The sequence below is a fragment of the Rhizobacter sp. P3_C12 genome (genome assembly GCF_056402735.1).
Genome location: NZ_JBFUGW010000349.1, coordinates 1 through 5,547, shown reverse-complemented (window position 1 = coordinate 5,547; position 5,547 = coordinate 1). Strand labels below are relative to the sequence as shown.

Below are 5,547 nucleotides of genomic sequence, written 5' to 3'. Positions count from 1 at the left end.
ACGTCAAGGGATACCATCCCCCTCCGTTCAAGGAGGCCACCATTTTCTTCGAAGAAGATATCAACAAAGGCACCCGATTCATCAAATGAGAATCTACTGTCATTCAGGAACTGAGAATACACAGGGTGTCGCCGAGAATCCAATGACTCCATGATCCAGTACCGCACACCGACAACCGCCCCATCAGTGGATCTGAAATAATCGTAGAAGCATCCTCCCAAGCCCAGCCCAGGGGCATCAATCCACTTAATATCGCCCGCTGACTGAGTGCCCAGAAGGAATTCGCGTGGAAGAATCAGGTGATTCATCTCAAAAAAAATCATTTGTGATATTAATGCGATTCTGCTGCGTTGTAGCGCGTCGTCACCCCGTTCTTGGTGATCGTCGCGAGCTGGCCCCGCAGGTTGTATGTCGCCGTGTAGCCCGAGCCATCGGCCGCGCTGTCGCTGAGCGTGGTGCCCGCGCTGTCGAACACGAGGCTGTGCGCCGGGTTCGTGATGCTCGTCTTGCGGTTGCTCGTCGCCTCCACGCTGTAGGTGCTCGGGCTGCCGTTCAGGCTCAGGCCCGTGCGGTTGCCGTTCGCGTCGTAGTGGATGCCCCAGGCTCGCCGCGTTCGTCGTGATGCTCGCCTCATTTTGAAGTTGCAAGCAGCCCTCCGTGGCGAGCTACGTCAGCCAGCCCGTCGATTCGATCCAACGCCGGAAATCACTGCTGAACATCGCAGCATTGAACTCGTTGCTCGCATACTTTGATACCACTCGACTTACTTCGTCGACAAGACGAGTCGCCACGATCCTTCTCCTCTCTTGCTGCGATGCGGTTTTCATTTCATTGAAATCAAGCATAACGTCCATGTAGAGAACGCGGTTTTTTCGGTCGAGGCGAACTCTTTGCTTGAGCCCAAGTTCCTCATTGTGGCAAACCAGAATTACCCCCACCTTTTGCAATCGCGAGCCATAGGGTCGCCCAGCAAAAAACGGAACCTCATCAATTTTTGCAAGCTCCAAACAAATAGTATCGACACGAGATTCCCAATCCACATCACCGCTGAGAAATATCTTCATTTACCCTTCCTATCTCTTAATTTTATTTCCAGGCGGCAATTTGCCTGCTTGCAGCACGTAGTTTTCAATCTTCATCAATTCAAGCAACAATGCCTCGTTGCTCAGAGATGCAAATTCCTTGGCATACACCACACCATGCTCGCCTATATTGTCCAAAGTGGCTTGAGAATATCTGGTTGACGGATTAATAGTCTTCCCAAATTTCCAGACATCACCCGCCTCACACCAAGTTATTGCGACTGGATCCTTGCGCCCTCGTTTCATCACCGGATAGAAACCATCCTTTAGAACTCTTAGGGAGTATTTCTCAGCAGTTCGAACTGTATTCCCGACCGCCCCCCACCGGAACCCCTGGGACAACAGCGCCGGTAGCGAGGCCGACTCCAATTTCCGTCCCTATAACGCTTCCTACAACAACCGTTTCGACTGAAACGCCGAATACCTCGGCAATCCAAACAATGACACATACCGGACATAGCCCTTGAGGGTCCGTGTACGAGAGAGGATTCCCACCCACATACCCATATGTCGACACGCTCCCACCCGCCAGCCCGATCGGATCGCTCTGCGTGTACTGCCCGCCCGCCGAGTTGTAGTAGCGGTGGTAGTTGTAGAACAGCCCACTCTCCGCATCCGCATACTGCCCCGGGAACCTCAGGTTCTGCGTAAAGRCCCCCARCCCGCTCGGGTTGGTCTCCGGCGCGCTCGTGCCGAAGGGCTCGGCCAGCCAGCGCCAGCGCACCCGGTTCTGCCGGTCCACCACCACCCGCGGCGTGTTCAGGTGATCGGTGTGGATGAAGTACACCAGCGGCTCGCCCGATGGGTTCGCCGGGTCGGGCGTGAACATCGCCATCGGCGTGTCGCGCAGCCACACGTATTCCCGCAACGCGGCGCCGTTCTGGTCGTACTCGCCCAGCAGGTGGCCCGACTGGTCGTACACGAACACCACCGTGCTTTGCGGCCCCGTGCTGCTCACCTTGCGCACGCGCTGCCCGGCCGCGTTGTACGTGTAGCGCGTCGTCACCCCGCCCTTGGTGATCGTCGCGAGCTGGCCGCGCAGGTTGTACGTCGCCGTGTAGCCCGAGCCATCGGCCGCGCTGTCGCTGAGCGTGTTGCCGGCGCTGTCGAACACGAGGCTTCTGGCCGGGTTCGTGATGCTCGTGGTCCGGTTGCTCGTCGCCTCCACGCCGTACGTGCTCGGGCTGCCGTTCAGGCTCAGCCCCGTGCGGTTGCCGTTCGCGTCGTAGTGGATCGCCCAGCTCGCCGCGTTCGTCGTGATGCCGGTCAGCCGGCTGTTCTCGTCGTAGCCGAACACCTGGTCCAGCGCCGGCTGCGCCGTGCCGTCCGCGCTCAGGTGCGTGAAGCTCACGATGCGGCTCGCCTCGTCGTAGCGCACATCCCGCAGCGCCTCGCCCAGCGGGTAGCGGATCGCCCGGCCCGCGAGGTCGAAGTGGCGCTCGTTCGCCTTCGTGCCGCTCGCCATCGCCCAGCCCCAGCGCTTGACCGTGCCGGCGAACGGCGTCCACTCGATCTGCGTGATCAGCGGCGTGCCGCCCAACCCGGCCTTGACGACACCGAAGGTTCTCCCAGCGAGAACTTCTTGAATGCGAAGACCGTATCAATGTGTATAAGACTGAAGCACGTGCTCAGCTTGCCTGAAGCCCTTGTCCACCGCTCGTCTCAGAAGTTGCAGGGCTTCCTCGGTAGGCTGACCATTGCGGAACAACCTTACTGCGTACAGATACAGCGTTTCAGGGTTCTCTTGCTCAAACGCGCGCTGGTACCACTTGGCCGCTTCAGCAGGATCGATGGGGTAGTTGTATTGCCCCGTCTCGTAGTACCAAGCCAAGTGATGCTGCGCTTCGCCGTGGCCGCCTTCGGCCGCTCGCTCCAGCCAGTGATTCGCCCGCTCGATGTTCAATGGCAGAACGTTGGCGAATCGATAGTTTTGCCCCACATTCCACTGCGCATCGAGCTCACCTCGCTCGGCGAGCTCTTCAAGGCGGGATAGCCATTTTGAGCTGCGCTCTGAATTTGCTGGCGCACCTTCACCATCTCGATACCAAAGAGCGGTCGTAAAGCACGCCTCCGAGTCGCCCTCCTCGGCGCACTCTTCCATAAGACGCAGCGCGAGGTCCAACCTGTCATGGTCGTAGGCATCCATTGCCTTCAAGAACTTTTCAGATTTTTGCGTCATTCGTCAGTCCTTCCACCGACTACTGGGCCTCGATTGCCTCCACGTATGGTGCCCATTCGCAGCAACTGGTTTACTGTAGGTCCACCACGATGGAATATCTGTCGATTCAGGCGGTCGAACCACTTCTTCTCGCCCTCCGTCAGCTTGTCACATGCTTTTTGCATCTCTTTACTGCTCTCGTAGATTTTTTTGTCGTCCGGCGTCAGTGGCTTCCACGTCTCAGTAGAAATCCGCGCTTCGCGGCCTTGCCCGTCTTTGACGTGAATGTGGTAGGCCGCCCCGGGCCCCTGCCGAGCATGTTCGTTTCCACCTGCTTGCGGGCCCGGATAAGAATGCATCGTCACCTTCCCATCTCGATAGATTTCCATCAATCCATCTGGATCGATGTAGCTCAATGGATTTCCATCCACATACCCGTATGTCGAAGCACTTCCACTCGCCAGCCCGATCGGATCACTCTGCGTGTACTGCCCACCGCCAGCCGCGTAGTACCGGTGGTAGTTGTAGAACAGCCCGCTCTCCTGGTCCGCATACTGCCCCGGGAACCTCAGGTTCTGCACGAAGACCCCCAGCCCRCTCGGGTTGGTCTCCGGCGCGCTCGTCCCGAAGGGCTCCGCCAGCCAGCGCCAGCGCACCCGGTTCTCGCGGTCCACCACCACCCTGGGCGTGTTCAGGTGATCGCTGTGGATGAAGTACACCAGCGGCTCGCCCGATGGGTTCGCCGGGTCGGGCGTGAACATCGCCATCGGCGTGTCGCGCAGCCACACGTATTCCCGCAGCGCGGCGCCGTTCTGGTCGTACTCGCCCAGCAGGTGGCCCGCCTGGTCGTACACGAACACCACCGTGCTCTGCGGCCCCGTGYTGCTCACCTTGCGCACGCGCTGCCCGGCCGCGTTGTAGGTGTAGCGCGTCGTCACCCCAGCCTTGGTGATCGTCGCGAGCTGGCCGCGCAGGTTGTACGTCGCCGTGTAGCCCGAGCCATCCAATTGGCCTGAGCAATGCATTTGCCGAAGACGCCACCAAGCAAGTGCAGTGGCGGTCGTTTCTCAAGAAGAACAGGCTGGAGGTGATGGACTTGAACGCGGTGGTCCGATACGTCCGCGAGCGGGCTGGGCAGTTCGGATTTGCGAGCTGGTCTTGATTGGGCTCAAGAGGTGTTCGATGCACTGAACTCATGACGCCATCCGAGCCGCACAAGCGGCCTATCGGGTTCGTCACTTCCGATAACAAGGGCAAGAAGGGACAGGCAAAAGGCAAGGCTTGACCCTCGTGGCCGCGGTTTTACAGGGGCCCCCGGCCGGTCGGCCGGGGTGGCATCGGCAGTCTCAGCCGGCGTAATCGCCGGGTAGCTTTCCAAAATTATTTTCAATCTTTGTCGAAGCTCCATGAGCCAATAAAAAATCAACGACTTCAGGTTGCTTATATTGATATGCATTGTGCAAAGCTGTGAAACCCATCTCCCCCTGCTCGTCGATGCACATGCCGGCCCCGATTAATAACTTAATCGTATTTATGTCGCCATGTCGGGCCGCAATGTGCATAAGATTGTCGCCGCCTGCATCTCGGTAGTTGAGTGGGTCGATCGGTGCACTTGGATTTTCCGATTCAAAATTGGTTAAGTAATAATATTTACTTTGCAACTGCGAAACGTCCGCGTCATTCAGTTTTATGGACATGTGCACCCCGGCGTATTTTTAATCTGATCTTCAATTTTCTTGATAGCACGCGCTCCGTCCGCAATGGGTTGCGTATGCCACGGCTACCCATACTTTGCATCAAACGCCATCCGCGCACCCATAACAGCTTTTTCTCGAGCCAATTTCCATTTTAGAAATTCGCACGGATCTAGACCTGGAGGCGGTTTTTTGTCATATTCATCTTTATACGCCTTATGATCAATGTCCGCTTGCGGATCTGTAAAGCGGGGAGGCTTTGCCGCCATCCAAGAAGGCCAAGTTATCCCATCCCAATTCCATGTCGGCAAAAGCGGACTTGGTTTTGTCAGATCTGGCAAAGACGGCGGTGCTGGTCTAGGGCCATCAGGGTTCCATACCGGCGGCGGTGGGGGACAGACTCCATTCACACAGATGCGCACGTCAGGTGCCAATCCGCTTGGATCGGCCAAGCTCAACGGGTTTGCCGAGACATATGCAAACGTGTTGATGCCTCCGGCCAACCCGATCGGATCACTCTGCGTGTACTGCCCGCCCGCCGCGTTGTAGTACCGGCGGTAGTTGTAGAACAGCCCGCTCTCCTGGTCCGCATACTGCCCCGGGAACCTCAGGT

At 57.8% G+C, this 5,547-nt stretch carries 9 protein-coding genes; all 9 read right to left on the bottom strand.

Features of this window, described 5'->3' with window-relative positions; genetic code table 11:
• The coding region (locus AC1DXV_RS30675; protein ID WP_477937232.1) for a hypothetical protein at positions 1-308 on the bottom strand (308 nt) is incomplete at its 3' end.
• Positions 309-331: 23 nt separating this feature from the next.
• A complete protein-coding gene (locus tag AC1DXV_RS30670; RefSeq protein ID WP_477873575.1) occupies positions 332-634 on the bottom strand; it encodes a hypothetical protein in 303 nt (100 codons plus the stop codon).
• 31 nt (positions 635-665) lie between these two features.
• Positions 666-1,064, bottom strand: a complete 399-nt coding sequence (locus AC1DXV_RS30665; protein WP_477873574.1) for an Imm44 family immunity protein — start codon at positions 1,062-1,064, stop codon at positions 666-668.
• 9 nt (positions 1,065-1,073) lie between these two features.
• A complete protein-coding gene (locus AC1DXV_RS30660; RefSeq protein ID WP_477873573.1) occupies positions 1,074-1,328 on the bottom strand; it encodes a hypothetical protein in 255 nt (84 codons plus the stop codon).
• Positions 1,329-1,371: 43 nt separating this feature from the next.
• Positions 1,372-2,622 (bottom strand): RHS repeat-associated core domain-containing protein, encoded by a 1,251-nt coding sequence (locus AC1DXV_RS30655; protein WP_477937230.1) that lies wholly within the window; start codon positions 2,620-2,622, stop codon positions 1,372-1,374.
• A gap of 60 nt (positions 2,623-2,682) precedes the next feature.
• Positions 2,683-3,261: a tetratricopeptide repeat protein gene (locus tag AC1DXV_RS30650; RefSeq protein WP_477873611.1), complete on the bottom strand. Its 579-nt coding sequence runs from the start codon at positions 3,259-3,261 to the stop codon at positions 2,683-2,685.
• Positions 3,258-4,265 (bottom strand): RHS repeat domain-containing protein, encoded by a 1,008-nt coding sequence (locus AC1DXV_RS30645; RefSeq protein ID WP_477937228.1) that lies wholly within the window; start codon positions 4,263-4,265, stop codon positions 3,258-3,260. Before AC1DXV_RS30645 ends, AC1DXV_RS30650 begins: the two co-directional genes overlap by 4 nt.
• 321 nt (positions 4,266-4,586) lie before the next feature.
• Complete coding sequence (locus AC1DXV_RS30640; protein WP_477937226.1) at positions 4,587-4,937, bottom strand: ankyrin repeat domain-containing protein; 351 nt, start codon at positions 4,935-4,937, stop codon at positions 4,587-4,589.
• 83 nt (positions 4,938-5,020) lie between these two features.
• A partial coding sequence (locus tag AC1DXV_RS30635; protein ID WP_477937224.1) for an RHS repeat-associated core domain-containing protein occupies positions 5,021-5,547 on the bottom strand: 527 nt, incomplete at its 5' end.

Coding starts and splice junctions, on each gene's coding strand:
- AC1DXV_RS30670 (WP_477873575.1), bottom strand. CDS start 634: ATGAGGCGAGCATCACGACGAACGCGGCGAGCCTGGGGCATCCACTAC.
- AC1DXV_RS30650 (WP_477873611.1), bottom strand. CDS start 3,261: ATGACGCAAAAATCTGAAAAGTTCTTGAAGGCAATGGATGCCTACGAC.
- AC1DXV_RS30640 (WP_477937226.1), bottom strand. CDS start 4,937: ATGTCCATAAAACTGAATGACGCGGACGTTTCGCAGTTGCAAAGTAAA.
- AC1DXV_RS30665 (WP_477873574.1), bottom strand. CDS start 1,064: ATGAAGATATTTCTCAGCGGTGATGTGGATTGGGAATCTCGTGTCGAT.
- AC1DXV_RS30660 (WP_477873573.1), bottom strand. CDS start 1,328: ATGAAACGAGGGCGCAAGGATCCAGTCGCAATAACTTGGTGTGAGGCG.